The sequence below is a fragment of the Haloferax mucosum ATCC BAA-1512 genome (assembly GCF_000337815.1).
Taxonomy (GTDB): Archaea; Halobacteriota; Halobacteria; order Halobacteriales; family Haloferacaceae; genus Haloferax; species Haloferax mucosum.
This window is the reverse complement of record NZ_AOLN01000012.1, coordinates 1-20846: the sequence shown is the minus strand read 5'-3', so window position 1 is coordinate 20846 and position 20846 is coordinate 1. Positions and strand designations below refer to the sequence as shown.

The 20846-nt window shown below is 58.6% G+C and carries 23 protein-coding genes; 10 read left to right on the top strand and 13 right to left on the bottom strand.

What is annotated here, in order from left to right; translation table 11 throughout:
- Positions 1 to 13: 13 nt before the first annotated feature.
- The gene (locus C440_RS09730; RefSeq protein ID WP_008320260.1) at positions 14 to 199 is read left to right on the top strand and encodes a hypothetical protein; all 186 of its coding nucleotides are present in this window, start codon (positions 14 to 16) and stop codon (positions 197 to 199) included.
- Between the two features lie 75 nt (positions 200 to 274).
- On the opposite strand, the gene C440_RS09725 is transcribed toward C440_RS09730, so the two are convergent.
- A complete protein-coding gene (locus C440_RS09725) occupies positions 275 to 1141 on the bottom strand; it encodes a helix-turn-helix domain-containing protein (RefSeq protein ID WP_008320259.1) in 867 nt (288 codons plus the stop codon).
- A 180-nt stretch (positions 1142 to 1321) separates the two neighbouring features.
- Between C440_RS09725 and C440_RS09720 the strand changes: the two genes are divergently transcribed.
- Positions 1322 to 2374 (top strand): phosphate signaling complex PhoU family protein, encoded by a 1053-nt coding sequence (locus C440_RS09720; protein WP_008320257.1) that lies wholly within the window; start codon positions 1322 to 1324, stop codon positions 2372 to 2374.
- A 390-nt stretch (positions 2375 to 2764) separates the two neighbouring features.
- On the opposite strand, the gene C440_RS09715 is transcribed toward C440_RS09720, so the two are convergent.
- On the bottom strand, positions 2765 to 4546 hold the full coding sequence (locus tag C440_RS09715) for a hydantoinase B/oxoprolinase family protein (RefSeq protein ID WP_008320255.1): 1782 nt from the start codon (positions 4544 to 4546) through the stop codon (positions 2765 to 2767).
- Positions 4543 to 6597, bottom strand: a complete 2055-nt coding sequence (locus C440_RS09710) for a hydantoinase/oxoprolinase family protein (RefSeq protein ID WP_008320254.1) — start codon at positions 6595 to 6597, stop codon at positions 4543 to 4545. Before C440_RS09710 ends, C440_RS09715 begins: the two co-directional genes overlap by 4 nt.
- Positions 6598 to 7028: 431 nt before the next feature.
- On the opposite strand from C440_RS09710, the gene C440_RS09705 reads away from it, so the two are divergent.
- Entirely contained in the window at positions 7029 to 7361 is a 333-nt protein-coding gene (locus C440_RS09705; RefSeq protein ID WP_049915640.1) for a cupin domain-containing protein, read from the top strand.
- 13 nt (positions 7362 to 7374) lie between these two features.
- Here the strand turns inward: C440_RS09705 and C440_RS09700 are convergent, their stop codons facing one another.
- Positions 7375 to 7902 carry an Lrp/AsnC family transcriptional regulator gene (locus C440_RS09700; RefSeq protein ID WP_008320252.1) on the bottom strand — a complete coding sequence of 176 codons (528 nt, stop codon included), beginning with the start codon at positions 7900 to 7902 and terminating at the stop codon, positions 7375 to 7377.
- Between the two features lie 289 nt (positions 7903 to 8191).
- Here C440_RS09700 and C440_RS09695 point away from each other — a divergent pair, with 289 nt between their 5' ends.
- Together C440_RS09695 and C440_RS09690 are read left to right on the top strand one after the other, a co-directional pair.
- Positions 8192 to 8617, top strand: coding sequence for a VanZ family protein (locus C440_RS09695; protein WP_008320251.1), 426 nt, complete (start codon positions 8192 to 8194; stop codon positions 8615 to 8617).
- Positions 8618 to 8887: 270 nt separating this feature from the next.
- A complete protein-coding gene (locus C440_RS09690) occupies positions 8888 to 9304 on the top strand; it encodes a VanZ family protein (RefSeq protein ID WP_241432030.1) in 417 nt (138 codons plus the stop codon).
- A 31-nt stretch (positions 9305 to 9335) separates the two neighbouring features.
- Here C440_RS09690 and C440_RS09685 read toward each other — a convergent pair whose 3' ends face one another.
- From C440_RS09685 to C440_RS09670, 4 genes are all read right to left on the bottom strand, one after another.
- Positions 9336 to 9614: a hypothetical protein gene (locus C440_RS09685; RefSeq protein ID WP_241432029.1), complete on the bottom strand. Its 279-nt coding sequence runs from the start codon at positions 9612 to 9614 to the stop codon at positions 9336 to 9338.
- 2 nt (positions 9615 to 9616) lie between these two features.
- Entirely contained in the window at positions 9617 to 10363 is a 747-nt protein-coding gene (locus C440_RS09680; RefSeq protein WP_049915638.1) for a beta-ketoacyl-ACP reductase, read from the bottom strand.
- Positions 10364 to 10596: 233 nt separating this feature from the next.
- Complete coding sequence (locus C440_RS09675) at positions 10597 to 11076, bottom strand: HTH domain-containing protein (protein ID WP_008320244.1); 480 nt, start codon at positions 11074 to 11076, stop codon at positions 10597 to 10599.
- A 234-nt stretch (positions 11077 to 11310) separates the two neighbouring features.
- Positions 11311 to 12027 (bottom strand): MaoC family dehydratase, encoded by a 717-nt coding sequence (locus tag C440_RS09670; protein ID WP_008320243.1) that lies wholly within the window; start codon positions 12025 to 12027, stop codon positions 11311 to 11313.
- A gap of 185 nt (positions 12028 to 12212) precedes the next feature.
- Here C440_RS09670 and C440_RS09665 point away from each other — a divergent pair, with 185 nt between their 5' ends.
- Genes C440_RS09665 through phaC form a run of 4 tightly spaced genes read left to right on the top strand, consistent with a single transcriptional unit; the run spans position 12213 to position 15169 of the window.
- Positions 12213 to 12545 (top strand): AbrB/MazE/SpoVT family DNA-binding domain-containing protein, encoded by a 333-nt coding sequence (locus C440_RS09665; RefSeq protein WP_008320241.1) that lies wholly within the window; start codon positions 12213 to 12215, stop codon positions 12543 to 12545.
- Positions 12538 to 13002, top strand: a complete 465-nt coding sequence (gene phaP / locus C440_RS09660; RefSeq protein WP_008320239.1) for a PHA granule structural protein PhaP — start codon at positions 12538 to 12540, stop codon at positions 13000 to 13002. The genes C440_RS09665 and phaP overlap by 8 nt, the downstream gene beginning before the upstream one ends.
- A 44-nt stretch (positions 13003 to 13046) precedes the next feature.
- On the top strand, positions 13047 to 13592 hold the full coding sequence (locus tag C440_RS09655) for a Rossmann-fold NAD(P)-binding domain-containing protein (RefSeq protein WP_008320238.1): 546 nt from the start codon (positions 13047 to 13049) through the stop codon (positions 13590 to 13592).
- Entirely contained in the window at positions 13589 to 15169 is a 1581-nt protein-coding gene (gene phaC / locus C440_RS09650) for a class III poly(R)-hydroxyalkanoic acid synthase subunit PhaC (RefSeq protein WP_008320237.1), read from the top strand. Before C440_RS09655 ends, phaC begins: the two co-directional genes overlap by 4 nt.
- A gap of 16 nt (positions 15170 to 15185) precedes the next feature.
- Here phaC and C440_RS09645 read toward each other — a convergent pair whose 3' ends face one another.
- Positions 15186 to 15608, bottom strand: a complete 423-nt coding sequence (locus tag C440_RS09645; protein WP_008320236.1) for a universal stress protein — start codon at positions 15606 to 15608, stop codon at positions 15186 to 15188.
- Positions 15609 to 16140: 532 nt separating this feature from the next.
- Complete coding sequence (locus tag C440_RS09640; RefSeq protein WP_008320234.1) at positions 16141 to 16965, bottom strand: hypothetical protein; 825 nt, start codon at positions 16963 to 16965, stop codon at positions 16141 to 16143.
- Between the two features lie 311 nt (positions 16966 to 17276).
- Between C440_RS09640 and C440_RS09635 the strand changes: the two genes are divergently transcribed.
- On the top strand, positions 17277 to 17582 hold the full coding sequence (locus C440_RS09635; RefSeq protein WP_049915632.1) for a hypothetical protein: 306 nt from the start codon (positions 17277 to 17279) through the stop codon (positions 17580 to 17582).
- 93 nt (positions 17583 to 17675) lie between these two features.
- Here C440_RS09635 and C440_RS17385 read toward each other — a convergent pair whose 3' ends face one another.
- The 3 genes from C440_RS17385 to C440_RS09625 form a co-directional block, all read right to left on the bottom strand.
- Positions 17676 to 17813: a zinc finger HIT domain-containing protein gene (locus C440_RS17385; RefSeq protein ID WP_152417863.1), complete on the bottom strand. Its 138-nt coding sequence runs from the start codon at positions 17811 to 17813 to the stop codon at positions 17676 to 17678.
- A 111-nt stretch (positions 17814 to 17924) separates the two neighbouring features.
- Positions 17925 to 18908 (bottom strand): deoxyhypusine synthase, encoded by a 984-nt coding sequence (locus C440_RS09630; RefSeq protein WP_008320232.1) that lies wholly within the window; start codon positions 18906 to 18908, stop codon positions 17925 to 17927.
- A gap of 457 nt (positions 18909 to 19365) precedes the next feature.
- Positions 19366 to 20727: an NAD-dependent succinate-semialdehyde dehydrogenase gene (locus C440_RS09625; RefSeq protein ID WP_049915630.1), complete on the bottom strand. Its 1362-nt coding sequence runs from the start codon at positions 20725 to 20727 to the stop codon at positions 19366 to 19368.
- Between the last annotated feature and the right edge of the window lie 119 nt (positions 20728 to 20846).

Genomic DNA, 20846 nt, shown 5'->3' with positions numbered 1-20846 from the left:
TCACTTGTGAGTCATGGTTGAAGGCGACATAGAAACAGTGTTGTTCGCGGGCGCTATCGTCCTCATCTGGACTGGAACGTCGATCGTGATGGAACTGTTACTCCCAATCATGCTCTCGCAGATAGTCTCCGCAGGAATCTCGGGCGGCATTGCATTCGTGCTCTCGGTACTGTTCATAGACCGTCGCTACGGGGTGTAACGACGGGCGTCTTCAATCTACGCTTCCACAACACCAACTCGGAAGCGAGTCTGTGTCGAATCGGCGTCGCCGCCCTTACGTCGGAATGTGCTCAGGGTCGAGTCCGACGTGAATTTGGGCCGCCATCTCCGCCGTGTGGACCCAGTAGTAAATCGAACGTTCGAGCGCGCGGGTCATCGTGGCGAGCTGGCCGTACATCTCGGGGTCGTACGCGGTCACCAGTTCGAAGAGTTCGTCCAGTTTGCGGTGGACTTCGTCTTCTTCCGCGTAGAGGTCGTCTAACCGGCCGACATCGGCCTCGAAGAGGATTTCGACGACGTGGTCGTGGATGTCGAGACCGCCGTCGAAGATGTCGCGGACGTGGTCGTGGACGATACCGACCGAATCGAGACCCATCTGCTGTGAAATCTCGGAGATGTAGCAGGCGCGGTCGCCGATTATCTCGAAGTTCGCCGCGATGATGCCGAAATCGGACGCGACCCGGTTGCCCGGCCAGTCGGTCGTGAGCGTCATGGATTTCAACTCTTGGAGGACGACCAGACAGCGCTCGTTGGCGAGCGGTTCGAGGCTGTCGGCGGTCTGGTCGGGCGTCTCGCCGCTGAACTGCGCTCTTGCGGCGCGGTACTGGTCTGTCGTGACCGATTCGAGTCGGCGCAACTGCTCGACCAGTCGCGTGTACATCGCTCCGTCGTCGCAATACAACTCCGAAAGCGCGGGCGCGTTGTCGTAGACTGCGGCGTCGTCAACGACGTATCCCTTCCTGACCGCACCGTTTTCTTTGAGTTCTTGGAGCAACTCGGAGAGGTAATGCTCCGAGAGACCGAGTTCGTCTGCGAGGTCGGACTTCGTCTCGGGGGCCGTTCTATCGATTGTTTCGACGACGCGAGCGAGTGTGACCTCACGACCGCGTCGCGGTGTCAGACATGGCTGGCTCCAACGCATCTCTATCCCGCTCCACAGAGAGTGTGGATTTAGCCTTTGGCAACGTACAGTCCGGACTAGTCCGTAGATTCGCACGACGGGCGGGAGTTGAGTACTCAATATCTCTCGTGAGAGCTCGTTTCGGGACCCGAGCACTCATATCAATGGCTAAGGGTCGAACCCCACATCGTTCTGACGAGTATGGAGACGCGAAAAGTCCAACTGTCTGGAGGGACCACGTTCACGGTCTCGCTCCCGAAACAGTGGGCGACAGAGCAAGGCATTTCCTCCGGCTCGACGCTCTACCTCCACCCCGATACGGACGGCACGCTTCTCATCGAGGCTGGAACCCATCAAAAAAGCGAGCACCGGCGAGTGCGGATGGACGTCTCCGGCTACGACAGCGAGATGCTCGTACAGGCGGTCAAGTCGATGTATCTCGTCGGCGTCGATGAACTCGTGCTCGTGGAGCGAAACGGCTACGACGACGACCACCTCGAAACGGCGATGGACCTCTGTGCCGACCTCAGCGGTCTCGAAATCATGGAGACGACGGAGACGAAACTCGTCTTTCAGAACATTATCGACTCGTCGAGCATCTCCATTCGCAAGAGCGTCCTCCGGATGAAGCTTATCGTCCTCGCCATGCACCGAGACGCCGTTCGCGCCGTCGTCAACGACGACACCGCGCTCGCAACCCGCGTCCGGACGCGAGACGGCGAAGTTGACAAGCTCTTTTGTCTCGTTACCCGGCAGTTCGAGCGTGCGATAGAGGACCTACAGACCGTGGAATCACTCGGTACGACCCGAACTGAACTGTTCGAATACTACCACACCGCCCGACAGTTCGAGCGAATCGCCGACCACGCGACGAAGATGGCGACACTGACGATGGAACTGGACGGGTCGTTCGCCGACGAGACGACGGACGAGTTCGCCCGCGTCGCCACCGACGCCCGACGAATCGTCGAACGAGCCTCGGAAGTCGTCCTCTCCGACGTGAACGTGACGACGGCGTTCGACATTCTCTCGGAGGCGTCGGACCTTGACGCCGCCGTTAACGAACTCGACAAGCAACTCTACGGCAGAGAGGACGCGAACGCCGCGTTCACTGTCGGTCTGCTCCTCGACAGCGTTCGCCGAACCGCGGCGTACGGCCGCAACATCGCCGAGATGGGTATCCGACAGGCCGTCAAACAGAGAGAACACGAGACGGCGACGCGACGGGAGGCGACCAGGATGGCAGAACGGTAGCTGGGACCGGCGCTATCGAACAACTCCAACGGAGATTGGGGCGATACCCGCGATTTAGACGCCATACTGGGTCACACCGAGTATCGCGCCGCACATGGTGCACTCCCAAACGGTAGCGTCGCTGAACTTTGCGCTCGTATCGCTCTTTTCGACTTCCACGAGCACTTCACTACATGAAGTGCAATGGCTCATATTCTCCGTTCCATTCCATGTCATAAAAAATACTTGATTAGTTATTGCCATCTATTCTTTCGTCTGAACGATAGCCACACATCCAGATGGTGGTGTTTTCGACACTAATGACAATTAAACATAATATTCAGTTTGATTTGAAAAAGCCGACACGGAAGCGGGGCGAAGGGGCGTGCCTCTATGAATCGAACGCGCGTCTTATCGCTCTGTTGCCCGGAGCGTTTCGGTCGCTTCGAAGTCGATTTCGTCGTCGTCGGTCACGACGACACCGTACTGCTCTTCGGCGGCCTCGTGGGAGACGTAGCCGTCAATAACGTCCTCTCTGACGGCTTCCGGGTCGCGCTCGAAGGGGTCGCCGAAGCCGCCGCCGCCGGCGGTTCGGTTCGAGATGACTTCGCCCGGGGCGAAGTCCCCGCGGAACATGCCGACGTGTCTACCGTCGCCATCGTGAATATCGTCGGTATCGACGAGGACCTGCACGCGGTCGTCGAAATCGTCTTCGTCCGAGTCGAGGACGACAACGTTTTTCGCGCCGGGGTCGCCGCCGTCCATCCCCCAGTTGTCGGTGCGCGTCTTCTGGATAATCGAGAGCGCGCCGACTGGTTCGAGAATACGGAAGTCGCGGCGAATGCCGAGACCGCCGCGGTGATCGCCCGGTCCGCCGGAGTCCTCGCGGAGCGAGAGTTGGTCGAATCGAATGGGCGCTTTGTTCTCGAACACCTCGACCGGGATGTTACGGACCATCGTCTCGCTGATGTGCATGAGCGCGTTCGCGCCGTCGTGAGCCGCACCGGCACCCCAGCCGACACCCTCGTTGTTCGCTTCGACGAACGGCCGACCAGTCTCCGGATTCTGTCCGTAGAGCATGATATCGGCGAGGTCGCCGCCGGAACTCGCGGGAACGCGGTCGGGGACAGCCTTTGCGAGCGCCTTGTAGACCACGTCGATGCCGAGAATGCCGGTCCAGACGGTGAACGTCGGAGCCGGATAGCTGGCGTTGAAGATGTTGTTCTCGGGGATGTCGATAGAAAGCGGTTCGTACTGCCCGGCGTTCGAGTCCTCCTCGGGCGTCGTGAGGGTCTTAAAGCAGAGCTTACAGATCGTTTCGGACATCCCCGGCGGGATGTTGAGCGGTTCGTCGACTTGATCCGAAGACCCCTCGAAGTTGACCGAAAACTCGTCGCCGTCGATTGTGACTTCCGCTCGAAGTTTAATCAGGTCGCCAGCCTCGCGGTTGACGCCGTCGGCGTAGCCGGTTGCCGACCACGTGCCGTCCGGGAGGTCTTCGACGGCGGCACGAGCGGTTGTTTCGCCGTGTTCGAGCACTTTGTCGATTGCCGCTTCGACGGTGTCGCCACCGTACTTCTCGTAGAGTTCCTGCAACCGTTCCTCGCCGGTTCTGACGGCCGCAATCTGGGCGTTGAGGTCGCCCATGACTTTCTCCGGCATCCGAGAGTTGAACCGGATGAGGTCCATGATTTCGGGGTCCGGTTCGCCTCCTTTGTACACTTTCGTGCCGGGGAAGAGCACGCCCTCTTGATGTACGTCAGTCGAGTCGAGGACGTAGCCGGAGTCTTTCGCCCCGAGGTCGAGCCAGTGTGCTCTGCAGGTCGTGTAACCGATGAGTTCGTCGTCGTGGAAGACCGGGGCGAAAAGGAGCACGTCGAGGGTGTGCGTCCCGCTCCAGTAGGGGTAGTTCATGATGAGCACGTCCCCCGGATTCATGTTCTCCTCGCCGACGTGTTCGACCGCCTTTTCGATACCGTAGTCGTTCGCACCGAGGAACAACGCGAGTCCGGGCGAGTCGGCGATGAGGTTGAGGTCCCTATCGAACACCGAGATTCCGAAGTCGAGAATCTCGTAGATGATGGTGTTGTACGCGGTTCTAATCAGTGTTCGTTGCATCTCGGTTGCGGCCGACGTGAGGTAGTTCCGGATGACCTCGACGGTCGCCGCGTCGATATCGTGTCGTGCGCTCATTGGTCGCCTCCGGTGGTGATGGTGATGTGCCCGTACTCGTCAACCGTCGCCGTCTGGTCGGAGTGGAAGACGAGCGAGGTGGTTGGTTCGATGACGACGGCGGGACCGGGGAGTTCGTCACCCGGAGCCAAGTCGTCGCGGTGGTACACGTCGAAGTCGGTGAACTCGCCTTCGGCGAAGCAGTACGCCTGTCTGGTCTCGACGGGTTCGAGTTCGCCCGCCGAACGCGACGCTTCGGGGTCGAGAGTCGGCTTGTCGTTTTCGCCCACCGCGCGAACGCGGAGGTGGACGACCTGAACCGGGTCGTCCATCGTGTGGCCGTACCGCGTCTCGTGTTGCGTTTCGAATCGGTCGGCGAGGTCGGCGATTGACTCAACGCCGTCCGCGTTCACCTCGACCGTGTGTTCTTGGCCGAAGTACCGCATCTCGACGGCGCGCTCGATATCCTGTCTGGACTCCTCGATGCCCTCCGCTTCGAGCGTCTCGCGGCCGTCGGCTTCCAGTTCGGCGAATTCGGATTCGAGCGTTTCGAGGTCGATGTCGTCGAGGACGGCGATGTGCGTCTGCGAGAAGTCGTAGACGACGTCCGCCATCAACATGCCCCACGCGGAGAAGACAGACGGGGCCTTCGGAACGAGGACCTCGTTGACGCCGATTTCACGGGCGAGAAGCGGGACGAACATCGGTCCGGCACCGCCGTAGGCGACCATCGAGAAGTCCCGCGGGTCGAGTCCCTTTTCGACCGTGATTTCGCGGATCGCGCCGACGGTGTTTGCGAGTGCGACGTCGAAGACGCCCTTGCTCGCCTCGTGGACCGACATATCGAGCGGGTCGGCCAGTTTCGAGTCGATGCCGTCGATTGCGGCGGTCTCCGCGGTCTCCATCTCGCCGCCGAGGAAGTCGTTCGGGTCGAGGAACCCGAGGGCGAGCGCGGCGTCGGTCACCGTCGGTTCGGTGCCGCCGTTGTCGTAACAGATGGGACCGGGGTCCGAACCCGCACTCTGCGGTCCGACCTTGAGGAGTCCGCCGTCGAGCCACGCAATCGAGCCGCCGCCAGCACCGATAGTGCGGATGTCGTAGACCGGAATCATCATCGGCTGGTGTTCGAGCGACGCGTCGTACTTCACCACGGGAGAGCCGTCTTCGATGACCGCGGCGTCGAGGCTCGTCCCACCCATATCCACGGTGATGAGGTTCTCACGGCCGGTCACGTCGCCGACGTGGGATGCACCGATGAGGCCGCCCGCCGGGCCGGAGAGAATCGTGTGTACCGGCGCGGTTTTCGCGCTTTCGGCGGTGAGCGTGCCACCGCCAGAACGGGTGACGAAAAACGGCCCGTCGAAACCGCTCTGTCCGAGGTTCGAATCGAGCGTATCGACGTAGTTCTCGAAAATCGGTTTGATGTAGCCGTCAAGGACGGCGGTGCTCGTCCGCTCGTACTCGCGGTACTCGCCGGTGATGTCGCTGGAGACGGAGACGCTGACTTCGGGACGGGTCTCGCGGACGACTTCCGCCGCCGCCTGTTCGTGCTGGTCGTTTTGATACGAGTGGAGGAAACAGATGGCGATGGATTCGACGCCCTGTTCGTCGGCGAGGTACGCCGCGGCGTCGCGGACCGCGTCGGTGTCGAGTTCCTCGACGACCGCCCCGCTGGCGTTCAACCGTCCGGGGACGCCGATCCGTCGCCGACGGGGAACAAGCGACTCAGGCTTCCGATAGTTGATATCGTACATCGCGTCGCGTTCGAGGTTCGTACGACCGATTTCGTAGACGTCCTCGAACCCCTGGTTCGTGATAATGCCGGTCTTCGCGCCGTCGCGTTCGAGGACCGCGTTGAGTCCGAGCGTCGTTCCGTGGACGAACGCCTCCGTCGCTTCGAGCGATGCGCCGACCTTCCCGACCGAGTCGAGGACACCTTTCGACGGTTGGTCGGATGTGGTCACCTCCTTTTCGAGGTCGATACTACGGGTCTCGCGGTCGAAGGTAATCGCATCGACGAACGTACCGCCGATGTCAACCGCGAGTCGCTGTGTTTTGTTATCTCCACTCACGAAAGAGACGTTTTGTCGGTGACATGAAATACTTTTCGCAGGGGTGCGCAATACGTTCTAAAGTGAGCACAAATCGGACCCTAAATGACCATTGTTTGCTCAAATAGTTTAACTATATGCACAAAAAGCTCTTTTTGGAGAAACAATTAAGTAGATGTAGAGTTTGACAAGGTAACATGTCGAATAGTAACGAGAGACACGCAAACCGCCGCAGGCTGTCAAAATGCGGCGCGTCGCCGGACACGGGGGGACCCTCGTTTCGGTCGTGTCGGGAAGTAACAATCGGGACGGTTAGAGTACAATTCGGTTACTATTTCGGTTCAAACAGACAATAAGTGCAATTGCAATTCCGAATCGTCCAATGATTGGTTCAGGTACAGTACCACAGCGAAAACACCCGAGTCGAGAGCGAACGAGAGACGACAAAGTCAATGAGCGAAATCGAACTGGCCGAGTTAGCGAACGTCTGGCAGGGTAGCACGGGGTCGCCGCGAACTCTCTTCGAAACCGACGACCCGGCGTCGCAGACCGGGTCTTACGTCCTCCAACCCGACGAGCGTGTCCCGGCCGAGGGGTGGACGTCGCACGAAGGCGACGAAATTTCGGTCATCCTCGACGGCGAAATCGAGCTAGTGATCCCGGAGGGACGACACACAGTCTCAGCGGGCACGCTGTCGGTGATTCCGTCCGGCGTCGAGCACTACAGCGTCAACGACACCGACGGCCCGGTTCGGTTGATATACACGGTTCTCGGTGGTCTCTAAAGGCCGTCTACCGTCAGTTCGAGAGGATTTTGTGCCACGCTTTGTGGGTCTTCGTCACGGGGACGGCATCGTACGACTCGACCGCGTCGTGGGCCTGTAGCGTCGTCCGAAGGTAGCGTTTCACGTCCGACAACGAGGCGTGCCAAACTCGGAGGAGCAGGTCGTATTCGCCCATGTATTCGTCGATTTCGTAGATGAGTTCTTCCGTGGACACCTCTGCGATGAACGCGTCGAACTTGTCTTGGCTGAGGCCTGGGTCGAGCGTGACGAAAGCATCGGCGTACGCGAGGTCGGCCTCCTGCAGAACGAGCACGCCGAGGACATCGACGAGTCCCTCGTTCTGGAGTTTCTTCCGGCGGCGGCGAGCCGCGGTGCGCGAGAGTCCAACGCGTTCGCCCAATTCGGTGTCGGAAATGCGGCCATCACGGTTCAGTTCTTTGTAGATACGATAGTCGGTCTCGTCGAGATACTCTTTGAGGATGCCTCGCACTTTCTCATTTTCTAACCACTCCGACGTGGATTGAGTCTGTTTTTCCGCCATCTACGAGGTTGTTCGCCACCCGGGCATCTTATTTTGACGGTCGAAGGATAGCAGATAGCCACGAGATGGCCATAACATGATTTATTTTAGAAAAATAAGATAGTATAACGGTTATTGGACATGAATACTTTTGGGTGGTAGTGAATAAATTGTATCTAACTCGTGGAACAGCTATATTTAATATAGACACATAAATAATACAATATTTTGAAATGAATATTGGTCTGACATATGTGAGGAATACAACTTCGACCGCTGGTCTCAAACTGGTGGCGAGCGTACTACGTGCATGCACAACCGATTTTCCACGTCCCGCTGGACACCGGTTGCTATCGGTACGGCAGTTCTTTTCGTCGCGTCGGTTGTTCCGTCACCGTTTAAACGCCACTCGGGATGGCGACGGTTCGGCCCGGACAAATTCCTGCACTTCGTCGGCCACGCGGGCTATGCGACAGCACTTGCGAACGCACTCGGAACAGACGGGAGCGACGGGCGAGCGGCCGTCCTCGCAGTGTGTCTCTCCACCGCCCACAGTCTCGTCACCGGACGAGTCCAAACCCGGGTTCCCGGGCGAGAGTTCGAACTCGCGGACGTCGGTGCGAGCCTTCTCGGCGCGGTCTTGGCCGCGTGTGGCTGGTACGCCGTCCGGAATACACTCTCCAACGACCCGAACGTCGTTCCAGAAGAATCGAGGATGCAGACGGCAGTGCGTTGAACACGCCCCGGCCGAAGACCGTGAAATCACGTCCCGTCGAAAGGTGTGTATACGCGTGTGTTCACACGTGGTAGGATAGAACAACACCATCGCTGTTTTACTGCAACTTTGAGTTGGCTCGTACACAACGCCGCCAACGAACAGTACACCAACGAGGCGCGAAGGCAGGAGGTCGCTCGTGCAATTGCAGACGCTCGTATTCGAGCGCGGCGGACACTCAGGTGTCGTTCCCGCCCGTGTACTCAAGCACGGGCACGTCGTACTGTACCCGTGACAGACAGCGAAAGCGGGGCGAAGTGGCGATGGCGCTGGGTGACAGCCACCACACTGTTGTTGCTCGTCGCGTCGCTCGTACCGATTCCGTCCCGCCACAATCCCGATTTCGGTTCGTACGGTCCCGACAAATTCCTGCACCTCGTCGGGCACGCCGGACTCGCGGCCGCCCTCGTGGAGGCGTTCGACGACACTGAACAGTCGCTTCGGGCCGCGGTGATCGCCGTCGTCCTCTCGACAGTCTACGGCGTCGGGACCGAACTCCTACAGGAAAGCGTCCCGGGGAGAGAATTCGAACGGGGCGACGTGAGTGCGGGTTTCGTCGGGTCGGTTATCGGCGTCGTCGCGGTATCTCGCTTTCGAGTGACTCGCGTCGAACGCGACCGCAACCGCGGTGCCCAGCGGAGAAGATAGAACGAGAGAGACGAGACTATCAACTCGAATTTTAGGTCGGTTGGTAGACGTACCGTCCGTCCTCGTGTCTGACGAGTTCGAGATCAACGAGGTGTTCGAGGACCGGATAGAGCGTAATAACTTTCATACCGAGCGTGTCGCGGAGTTCCTCGACTGTTCCCACGCGTTGCAGTTGGAGATAGAGGTAGACGAGCTTCGTTTGCGACGACGAAAGCGTCTCCGGAAGCGGGTCAACGGACCGCTCGGCTTCGACCGCGGCGGTTTCGTGTGGTGGGACCGGCACCAGTTGAGGATTCTCGTCGAAGGACACTGTCACCACTCCATACCGCCGTTGATGCCGAGTACCTGTCCCGTCATGTAACTCGATTCGTCGCTGGCGAGGAACCGAACGATGCCCGCGATATCCTCGACTTCCGCGAACCGGTTGAGAGGGATACGCTGGCGAATCTTCTCTTGTATCTCGTCGCCCACGTCGGCGAGCATGTCGGTGTTTGTGAACCCGGGTGCGACGCAGTTCGCAGTCGTTTTGTGCCGCGCCAGTTCGAGCGCGATGGTGCGCGTGAATCCGAACAGTCCGCTTTTCGTGGCCGCGTAGTTGGCCTGCCCGAAGTTCCCCTGTTGGCCGACGACGCTCGAGATGTTGATGAGCCGACCGTGGTCGGCATCCTTCAGGTCGTCGTAAAAGACCTTCGTGGAGTTGAACACGCCGCCGAGATTCACGTCCACGACGCGTTCCCAGTCCTCAGCGGTCATGTTGTCGAACTTGCGGTCAACTGTCACGCCCGCGTTGTTCACGAGCACGTCAACGGGTCCGAAAACCTCGTGAACGCGGTCGCGCATGGCCGCAACCTCGTCTTTCTCACAAACGTTCGCTTGGAGTGCGATAGCCGTCCCACCGGCGTCCTCGATTGCATCGACTGCGTCGTAGGCTTCGGCCTCGGAGCGACGGTAGTTGACGACGACGTTCGCACCCGTGCCGCCCAGTTCTTCTGCGATTCCCCGTCCGATTCCCCGTGATGCGCCCGTTACCAGGCACGTCCGTTTCGTTGAGTCGGTCATAGTTATCACTGCCAGTGAATGCACGCGAACGTCGTCGTACGCCCCCTGCCGAACCAAATGGTACGAGACGCTCTCGACGTCGCTCGCGCGAGTCTTCCACTTGCGTCACTTGTTAGATTGTAGTCATTCTATAAAGAAATTTCTCACCCCTGACAAATATCACCACAATATCGGTCTGGACCCCCCTCTACGGAGAGCCGTCAACTGACGCGGGAACGAATAAAACAGACGAACTACCCGTGTGTCTGCGTGATGGGCTCCGGCACCTTCGAGCGCCGACCGTCGTCGAGGCGTTCGAGGTATTCGACGACAGAGCAGGCCCATTCCCCATCGTTGCAGGGGTAGACACCGATTAACTCACCGTCGTCGTAGACCCCGAGACAGAGCGTCGGAAGAGACACCACGTCGTAGTGTTCGTCCGCAATCGAAGACACGATTCGTCGCTCGGTAAACGCCGCTTCGAGCGCGACGTCGTTCGTCGTTGCCCACTGCTTAAATTCGCGGATGTGTTCGAGCAATTCGGTTCCGTACGCCGTGTTTGCGAGGGGTCCGTCAACACGGAGGTCACTGCCCCACACGTAGACGTCGTAGTCGTCGATTCGGCCCGCGTCAACGAGTTCTGTGAGCTTCTCGACTGCCGCTTCTTTCGTACATTCCGCACCGATTTCTGCGTCAGCGCGGAGGAATAACTTCACACGTTTGGAATCGTCCATTCTCGTGGTCATGGCAGGTACTGCCAGTCAACGTAACTGGGATTGCTAGTACGATAAACTCCCCAAAAACTCTTTGCACGCTCACATATCCTGTAAGTAGTCAGTGCATAACGCCGCCCTCACGGCGTGCTATATAGCATCTGGAGTGATTACACGACACGCGTACTCGTCGCCGGTTGCATCTTCGTGTGCTGTGTTCGGTCTCGGTTCGTGGCTCCGGCCGCCGCGTCGTGGTCAGTTTCTATCCCGCGTGTTCTGGTCCTCACGCCGCGTTTCGTGTCTCCCAGACGCGCGCTCTCTTGCTTCCGGTTCGGGGTCAACGAGCACGACTGCCTCGCCTTCGATGACGGTTTCGTCGTCTTCGTTCGTAACCGACGTCGAGAGGCGGAAGCGGTCCGTCGCCAACGCTTCTGTGACTTCCACCGTTGCGGTGAGTCTCGACCCGATTCGAACGGGGTTCAGGAATCGCATATTCTGAGAGAGATAGACCGTGACGCCGGGCAGGCGGGCGAGCGCGGCGCTAATGAGTCCAGAGACAAGGGTACCGTGGGCGATTCGACCGCTGAATCGGGTTTCGGTGGCGAACGCGTCGTCGAGGTGGAGGCGGTTCGTGTCGCCGCTGGCCTCCGCGAAGGCGTGAACGTCCTCGTCGCTAATGGTCTTCGAGAAGGTAACGGTGTCACCGATTTGGATGTCGTCGGCGTTCTCGACGGTTCTCGTTCCCGTCCAGTCGGGGTCGTCGTAGGCGACGCTCTCGACGTTCGGGTCGGAGCGTGCGTGGCCGTTCCCGTTGCGGTTATTGAACCCCAACGCGGCGAGTGTCGCGCGATTCGCCTCGACGACGCTGTTTGCAAAGTGGCTGGAGGCTCGAAGCCACGCCTCGGTCAATTGCTGTGCGCCCGCCGACGGAGTCGGTGACGTCCGGTTCTGAGCAGTGTTTTCACGTGTCATCGTATACGGTCGTAAGTGCGGTTCTGCACCCGCTCGACTTAGGAACTTCGGTGTATGTTCACAAATCACTATTCGGGACCGAACGGGTTATTGCCGGCTCTGATACCATACGCTACCATCTGCTACCACTAAATGGTTCTGAAGGGAACCTATATGTTCCTGCAAGTACAACTCAGTCGTAGGCGATGACGAACGACCCAGACGATGCGGCGTGGCCACCGGCGCTGTTCGCATCACAGTTTCAGAAAGCCAGCGAAGAGTTCACCCAGCAACAACTCCGCCTGTTCGAGCAGTTGATGACGGCGGGAACGGGTTCCTCAGACGGGTACTCGATGGGTGACTTCCCCGACCTTGGGTCGATGAGTCTCCAGACCGCGGTCTTCAAAACGCGCGTGCAGAGCGGTGGGAGACTCAGTATCCCCGATGCCGAACGCGACGCCCTCGATATCGAAGAGGGAGACCTCGTCCAGGCGTTCGTCGTCCCAATCAAGCAACCACGTGGTGATTCAAATGAGTGAACAAGCAAATCCGTTCGCACAGTTCTTCCAGTTACAGCGTCGCTCCATCGAGCAGAGCCAACAGAGCATGCACCGAGGCGTCGAGTTCCAAAAACAACTCACGCACATGATGGCCGACGGCATGAAAGCCCAACAGTCGGTCAACCGGAAAGGAACCGACTTCGCTCGGACGGCGTTCAAGTCGTACTTCGACATGATGGACTCGTCGATGCCGGGCGACGCCCGGATGTACGGGGACATGAAGGAGATGATGGACGAGCAGTTCGACAGTATCGACGAGATGACCGCACAAACGTGGGACGCCATGGAAGAAAGCTTCGAGGAGAACGCAGAAGCCATGGACGAGTTCATGGACCGGTCACTGGAGTACTTCGACGACGCGACCGAAGTCTATCTGGAGGGTCTGCGAGAGGCGGAAGAAACCTCGACGCAGGTCACCCCAGATAGCGCAGAGTAGTCAACTGAGTAACTATTTTAGTCCGCCCGAGAGTACCAATACCCATGTCACAACAGACGGAGGACGAGTGGACGAAATACGCCACAGAGATGAACGAGTCGATGTTCGCGGCACTCGAACGAAACGTCGAGGCACAGTCACAGTTCGTCGAGTCGTGGCTCGACGCGCTCGAAGACACCGAGATGTCCTCGGAGACGATGAGCGAAGGACTCAACGGTTACGCTCGCGCCTACAAAGTATGGATGGAAGCCGCCGAACAGCAGTTCGAGCGAGCCAGCGACGCCTTCGAGGGCGAAGACGTATCGACCGAGGAGTTCCGCGACATCTGGCTGAAATCATCGAACGAGGCGTTCAAAGAGGTGATGAGCACTTCCGCGTTCGCGGCGGCGACGGGGCAGACCGTCGAAGACGTGATGGAGATGCAACAGGAAGTCGATGCGGCGGCGCAATCGACGCTTCGCACGCTCGGGTTCGCCACGGAAGGCGACATCGGGGAAGTCGCAGAACGCCTCGTCGAACTCGAACGTAGACAGCACGCCGTGGAAACGAAACTCGACCGCCTTCTCGATGCGATGGACGTGGAGGGATGACGCCGGTCACCTTCGCCTTAGACCTGCAACGCCGACAGTGGGAGCAGGCCGCGGAACTCGTTGACCGGACCAACGCCGTGTCCGACCGCGCCGAAACCGTGTCGGAGGTGACGGTTGGGCAGACGCCGAGCGAAGTCGTCTACGAGGAGAACAAACTCAGACTGCACCACTACGAATCGCAGACTGAGACACAGTACGACGTGCCGATTCTCATCGTCTACGCGCTCATCAACCGGCCGTACATCCTCGACCTCCAGCCGGACCGAAGCGTCGTTCGAACCCTGCTCGAACAAGGCTTCGACGTCTACCTCATCGACTGGGGTGAGCCGTCGCGTCTCGATACCCATCTCACGCTCGACGACTACGTCTCCCGGTATATCGACAACTGCGTCGATGTCGTCCGCGAGCGCTCGGGACAGGACTCGATCAACGTTCTCGGGTACTGCATGGGCGGAACCATGAGCGTCATGTACGCGTCGCTGTTCCCCGAAAAAGTCAGAAATCTCGGATTGATGGCGGCGGGACTCGTCTTCGACGAGACGGGCGGCGTCCTCGAACGTTGGGGTTCCGAGGAGTATTACTCTCCGAAAGCCGTGACCGACACGTTCGGAAACGTCCCCTCGGAGTTCCTCGACGTCGGGTTCGCCCTGATGGACCCCGTCGAGAACTACGTCACCAAGTACGTCCGACTGTTCGAAAACGTCGAAAACGAATCCTTCGTAGAGAACTTCGCTCGGATGGAACAGTGGCTCTCGGACGGTATCGACGTTGCGGGCGCAACTTACACGCAGTTCCTGGAGGACATCTACCAGCAGAACAAACTGGCCAAGAACGAACTCGAACTCGATGGGAAGAAGATAGACCTCGACCGTATCGAGATGCCGCTCGTCCAAATCGTCGGGGAGTACGACCATCTCATCCCACCGGAGGCGAGTGTCGGTTTCAACGACCTCGTGCCGAGCGATGACACGTCAGTCATCGAGGGACCGACAGGGCACATCGGACTCTCGGTCTCGTCGCGTTCCCACAGAGACCTCTGGCCGAACGTTAGTGACTGGTTCGCCGAACGCTCGGATACGAGCGCAGAAGTGCCGCGAGACGCACACCGCGAGCACGGAATCGAAGATGGAACCGAGATCGAATCCGAAGTTGCGGAGAAATCTGCGTCCGAAAGCGAGGCGACCGAAACCGAACCGCACCACGAGACGGAAACCGAGTCACAAACAGAGCCAGAGCCGCAATCCGAGACAGAAGCCGAGTCGCAAAACGAGACAGGAGCCAAGTCACAAAACGAGACAGAACCACAGTCAGCGGCCGACGCGGAACCGACCGCCGACTCAGAATCGACAGCCGAATCGAGCGTCGAGACAGACGTATCGGACGGGGAGACCGCCGAGGGAGAACTCGAATCGATCGATGGAATCGGTCCCACGTACGCACAGCGCCTCGCGGCCGCGGGGATAACGACAGTCTCCGCGTTGGCCGCCGCGGACCCCTCGGAGATTGCGGCGACCATCGACGTGCCGATGTCACGGGTGAGCGCGTGGGTCGAAGAGGCGTCCGACCAAACGAACTAATCTTTTCCGGGCTCCCTTAGACGGGGAGTACCGGCACGTTCGCAAGGCGAATGACGCGGTCCGTGCAACTGCCGATGTGGGGCAGTTGGAAGTCAGAGTGGCCGTGTCTGCCCATCACGATGAGGTCGATATCGTTGTCGTCGGTGTAGTCGAGGATAACCTCGTGAGGGACGCCGCGCTTACAGACGCGGACGACGTCGAGGTCGAGGTCCTTTGCCTGCGTCTCCACCGACGTGAGCAACTCCTCACCGCGGTCTTCAACCTGTTCGAAGAAGAGTTCGTCACTCGAAAACGCTGGGGTGTCGCCGTAGACTCGCTTATCGACGACGTACAGCGTGTGGACAGTCGCGTCGTACTTCTGTGCGATGTCGAGTCCGTACTCGACGCCGCGATCTGAACCATCGCTCCCGTCGATAGGGATGAGAACATGGTCGTACATCGTACACGTATATGCAGTCGCTCCGGATATGAAACTTTAGCCTATTTGACGTGAGTGTCGGGAATCCGTGTCGTAACTCGAGACCGATAGCGTCGGTGAGTCGTCGTACGCAGGTCACAAGGGTCGCGGGCCACGCGAGCGAGTTGACTCATAGTGTTTCGTTTAGTCACCCGAACCGGGTACCGGTGGCGTAAATAGATACCGAATAGTCTATCAATAATGACCGAATAGTGTGTCGAACAGGTGTCAGTCGTACGCCAGACATAATTGGTAATTACCATTTACACAAGTACGTCTGTAATGGCAGTATGTTCTCATACCGAGAGCTACCGAGATAGTCGCACCGTGGAGACGAAGGACAGTTGCGAACGCTACATAGTAGTACTCCACCCACTCTCCACTACGCGTTGTCGAGGAGGTACAGTCTAACGAAAACCCAACTATCGTCGGCAAAAAACGAATCTGAAGAGTCCGCTTCCTCTGTGGGTTCATGCGCTCGTGAGAACCCTACAGCTACCGTCGTCAGTGAGTGTTAGTCAGCCGACGGTTTTTGCGTCTGTGCACCGACCAGCAGTTGGTCTGGGTGCTGGATGTGGTTGACCGTCCGCGGCGATTCCGCTTCTTTTCCGGCTTGGTCTTCGCTCTTTATCCTGATACGGCTATTGACACCAGCGGTGCCGCTCATATCGAGTTTCGTCGTGAACTCTACCTTGTGACTGTTTTTGACCTTCACGCCGGGGTGTGTAGAGAACTCGGATGCTAACTCGCCGATTGGGAGGAACCAGAAGTAGTGGCCATTCCACTTGCGGTTCAGGCCGGCCGCGACACTACCGGTGGCGACCACACTAACGTCCTTCGTCGCATTTGCCTCCACCTCCTCGACAATCATTTCCACCGCGACCTTCTCGTTTTGTGGGACGTGGAAGGTCTGTTGTTGCGACCACTCTGTCTTGTCTGATCGCTTCTGTTCTTGCGTCGTCGTCAGCGAGATCTCGAAACGACGCCCGGTACTCGCGGTGAAGATGTCGGGAGCGACGACTCCGATGCTTACATCTTTCCCGTACGAGAGCTTCTCTTCGAGCGACCAGGAGAACGTATCCTCCTGCGTATACGTATGCTGGAAGGTAGCTTCTGACGGGTAATCGTTCGGCCCGTACGTCGTTTGGTAGACCTTCTTGCTGTTCGTATGCTGGTTCTGGATCTGATAATCGCCCGACGTCGGGTACAGATCGAGTCCGTAGCGGTTGTAGTAGTCTTGGAACGTCGAGTTAGTGTGGTCCCAGTCCCAATTATTTCCGCCGCCGCGTTGGTTCATCCACTCGTTCGTCCAATCGCCGATCATCTCAATGATTTCCATTGTGAATCACGTCAATACAATAACACTAATAGCAAATATAGGTTAGCCAACAGTTTTTTCTGGCTGTAATAGAGGACGGGTCATATCCGTGAGCTGAGGCGGCGCAAAAGTACCGAGATTAGCCGTCCGCCGAGACAGAGACTGTTGACGCAGGGCGTCAACTCGACGGGCCGAACGACGGGTACCCACTCGTGGGATTCGTCGAACAATCGCCACACTGCGGTCCAGTTATTTTCATTTCATTCCAATATAGTTAGTAATTAGAAACTTATTTGTATATCTAACAACATATGTTAACTGGTAGTACACCAATGCCTACAGAACTACGCACAGTCGGGTTCTCGTTCGCGGACGTTACAGGACGAGAATACACGGCTTCGAAGGATGTGAGCGTTCACGGACCGATCAGAGCGGCCGAAACCGCCATCCAAAGCTTCGACATCGGCTACGATGGCGAAGACCACCACATCATGTCCGAGAAGATTTACACCGACGCCGACGTCAACGGCGAGACCGTGACGGTCAATCTTCAAGCACTCTTCCGTGACGCCAGCGGACACATCGACGACCCCTACGGTGGCAACATCGATGTTCTCGTCGTTGCAGAAACCGAGTAACTCGACGAACTAACGCGGGTTTTTTCGCCGTCGTACGGCAACGCGTGTGATTACTGACGAGAGGTACTCCGCCGAACGGTTTTCGCCGGACGCTCACAATCCCGTCGCGCAGGTAGTACACAGTCCGGCGTCGTCGCGGTAGTGTGTGTCGCAGACGAGTGACCCACACTGACGACATCGATACTCGGCGGACGCCGCCTCGCACACCTGACAGAGACCCTGGATGCTCATCGCATCTCGTTGTACCCACGCGAGGCATAAACGCTCGTCGACCGGAGACTGGGGGTCGGGAGCCGGTGAAGTCTCGCCGCTCGCAAACGCCTGCCGAGTAGGCGGTGGCCGTTACGTATCGGTCTGCTTGAACGCGCCTGCGACGAGAAGTGGGAAGACGAGCGTCGCTTCTGCTTCGATTTGCGTGTAGTTCGTCTCTCGCTCTTTGATTTTCCCCCACGAGACGGCTTCGTTCGGTGGCGCACCCGAGAGGGAACCATCGCCTTCCATGCCGGTCGAGATGTAGACGACGTAGTCCGCGCCGCCCCGAAAGAGGTTCGTCATAATGGCGTGGTGTTTCGGCACACCGCCGCCGACTGCGATAAGTCCGGTCGTATCTGCCAGCAATCCGTTTTCGATGAGCGAGTCGTAATCGTCCAAAATCTCGATACCGACTTCCGAGTCGTACCCCTGCCGGTAGTAATAGAGGAAGTTCCCCACTTCAGCGTCGGTGAGCGCCGGGCAGTACACCGGCACGTCGTTGTCCGCCGCCTGCTTCAGGACCGAATCCTCATCGTCGAGGGTCGCTCCGAGTTCGCGTGCGAACGCCGTCGGTGTGCGGACCTTCTCTTCTGCGAAGAAGTCCTCGAAGAAGTCGTAGAGATACTGTTCCAGCCAGACGTACCGGTCTGACGGAACGTAGAGGTTCCCGAGGCGATTGATTCCACGCTCGCGGAGAGCGGCCTCGTCGGCGTCCCACTCGCCCATCTTGAACGGCTTTGCCGTCTTGATTACGTCTTCCGTCAGCGACCCGGACGTCGTGATGAGCACGTCTACGAACCCTTCGCGGACGAGGTATGCGACTACCTCTCGCAATCCCGACGAGATTATGTTCGACGTGAGGGTGAGATAGATAGTCGCGTCGTCTTCCTGCATTCGTTTTGCGATGTCGATGGCTTCCGCGAGTTGCGTCGCCTGAAAGCCGGTCGTCGCGTAGCTCTCCAGCAAGTCGTCGAAAGAGAACTCACCGCGGAAGTCGTACCCGCTGACGTCGGGGGTCGATAGCTCTTCTTCGCTCCCTGGGACGACGTGTTCGTGGGATTCGTCTTCGGCCATTTACCGCCGATACTCGGTGGCCGGGTTTTAATTACTCGGGATACGATTCGCTTTCGCGGCGCGATGTGAACTACGGCGTGTCGCGTCGGGCAACGGGCACACGGGCGAGGTTGACAGACACATACATATTCATATTTGGCACAATCCTAAACTGTTAGTGAGCATTGGTCGTTCCGCGTAGGTGGGCCACGTTCCGAAGCTATCCAACGGTCACCGTGAAGCCATGATTGTCACCCGAAGAATCGCGGTTAGTTCAGATATCATATATGAAATAGACACCACTCATATGGGTGTCAACTGCTCTAAAATCCGTCGAGAAATAGTACACAGTGATTACAGAGACCCAACTAACACAGTACTAACACATCAGATGAATGGTGTTCAAGCAGTGTCACGACACTCCAAACTCTGCCGCTTCAGATACCGTATCAGAAACGTCCCCGGCGGAGAAACCGCGTCAGTTCGTCCAGACAGTCTTGCGGTTGACGAACTCTTTTATCCCAGATTCGGAGAGTTCGCGGCCGTAGCCGGCGTCTTTGATGCCGCCGAACGGGACGCGAGGGTCGGACGTCACCATCTCGTTGATGTAGACGCACCCGGCGTCGATACGTCTGGCGAGTCGCTGGCCCCGTTCGCGGTCCTCGGTCCAGAGGCTTGCACCTAAGCCGAATCGGGTGTCGTTAGCGATGTCGATAGCCTCCGCTTCGCTGGACGCCTCGTAGACGGCCGCAACGGGGCCGAACGTCTCTTCGACATCGACGGGGCACCCGTGAGGAACGTCAGTGAGCACCGTCGGCGGGTAGTACGCACCCTCACGGTCGAGGGGTTCACCACCGGTCAGAACGGTGGCACCGTCAGCCACGCTCTGTCTTACTTGGTCGTGAAGCTCGTCCATCAGCGACGGGTCGGCCTGTGGACCGACATCGGTCGAATCGTCCATTGGGTCGCCGACGGTGAGGTCCTCGAAGGATTCGACGAGACGTTCGACGTACTCGTCGTAGACTGCCTCGTGAACGATGAATCGCTTGGCGGCGATACACGATTGCCCGCCGTTCTGGTTGCGAGCCTGGACACCCGTCGCAACGGCGGCTTCGAGGTCCGCATCGCCCAGTACGATAAAGGGGTCTGAGCCGCCCAACTCCAAGACGGTCTTTTTGAGGTGCTGTCCAGCGGTCTTCGCAACCGCTCGGCCCGCGGGTCCACTTCCGGTGAGCGTCGCCGCGCGAACGCGGTCGTCCGACAGTACGCTCTCGACCTTGTCGGAGCCGATAAGGAGTGTCTGAAAGACGCCCTCTGGATAGCCGGCTTCCTCGAAAACCTCCTCCAGGGCGAGAGCACAGCCGGGGACGTTCGAGGCGTGCTTGAGGATACCGACGTTCCCGGCGGTGAGATACGGCGCGGCGAAGCGGATGACCTGCCAAAACGGGAAGTTCCACGGCATCACGGCGAGAACCGCACCGAGCGGTTCGTGGACGGTCTCGACCGACGTTCCGGGCGGACTAGGGTGGTGTTCGGCGCCGAGGTAGGCGGTCGCGTGCTCGGCGTAGTGGTCGCACGCCCACGCACACTTTTCGACTTCGCCGAGCGCCTGTGAGATGGGCTTTCCCATCTCTTTCGTCATCAGTTCGGCGTAGCGCTGTTTGTTCGCTCGAAGTACGTCTGCCGCGTTCGAAAGGAGCGCCTCGCGCTCACGAATCGGGCGGGCACGCCACTCGTCGAAGGCCGCGCTCGACCGCGATAACGCCGCTTCGACGTCCTCGCTGTCGTGTGACTCGTAAGAGCCGACCTGTTCTCCCGTCGCAGGGTTTATCGCTTCCATATCGGTAACTATTGTCACGCGCAAAATGTTATGGTTTGCGTTTATCTCGCCGACACGATGACCGGTCGAACACACGCGGTACACGTTGAATGACAACATTTCTAAATATTCGATAGAGA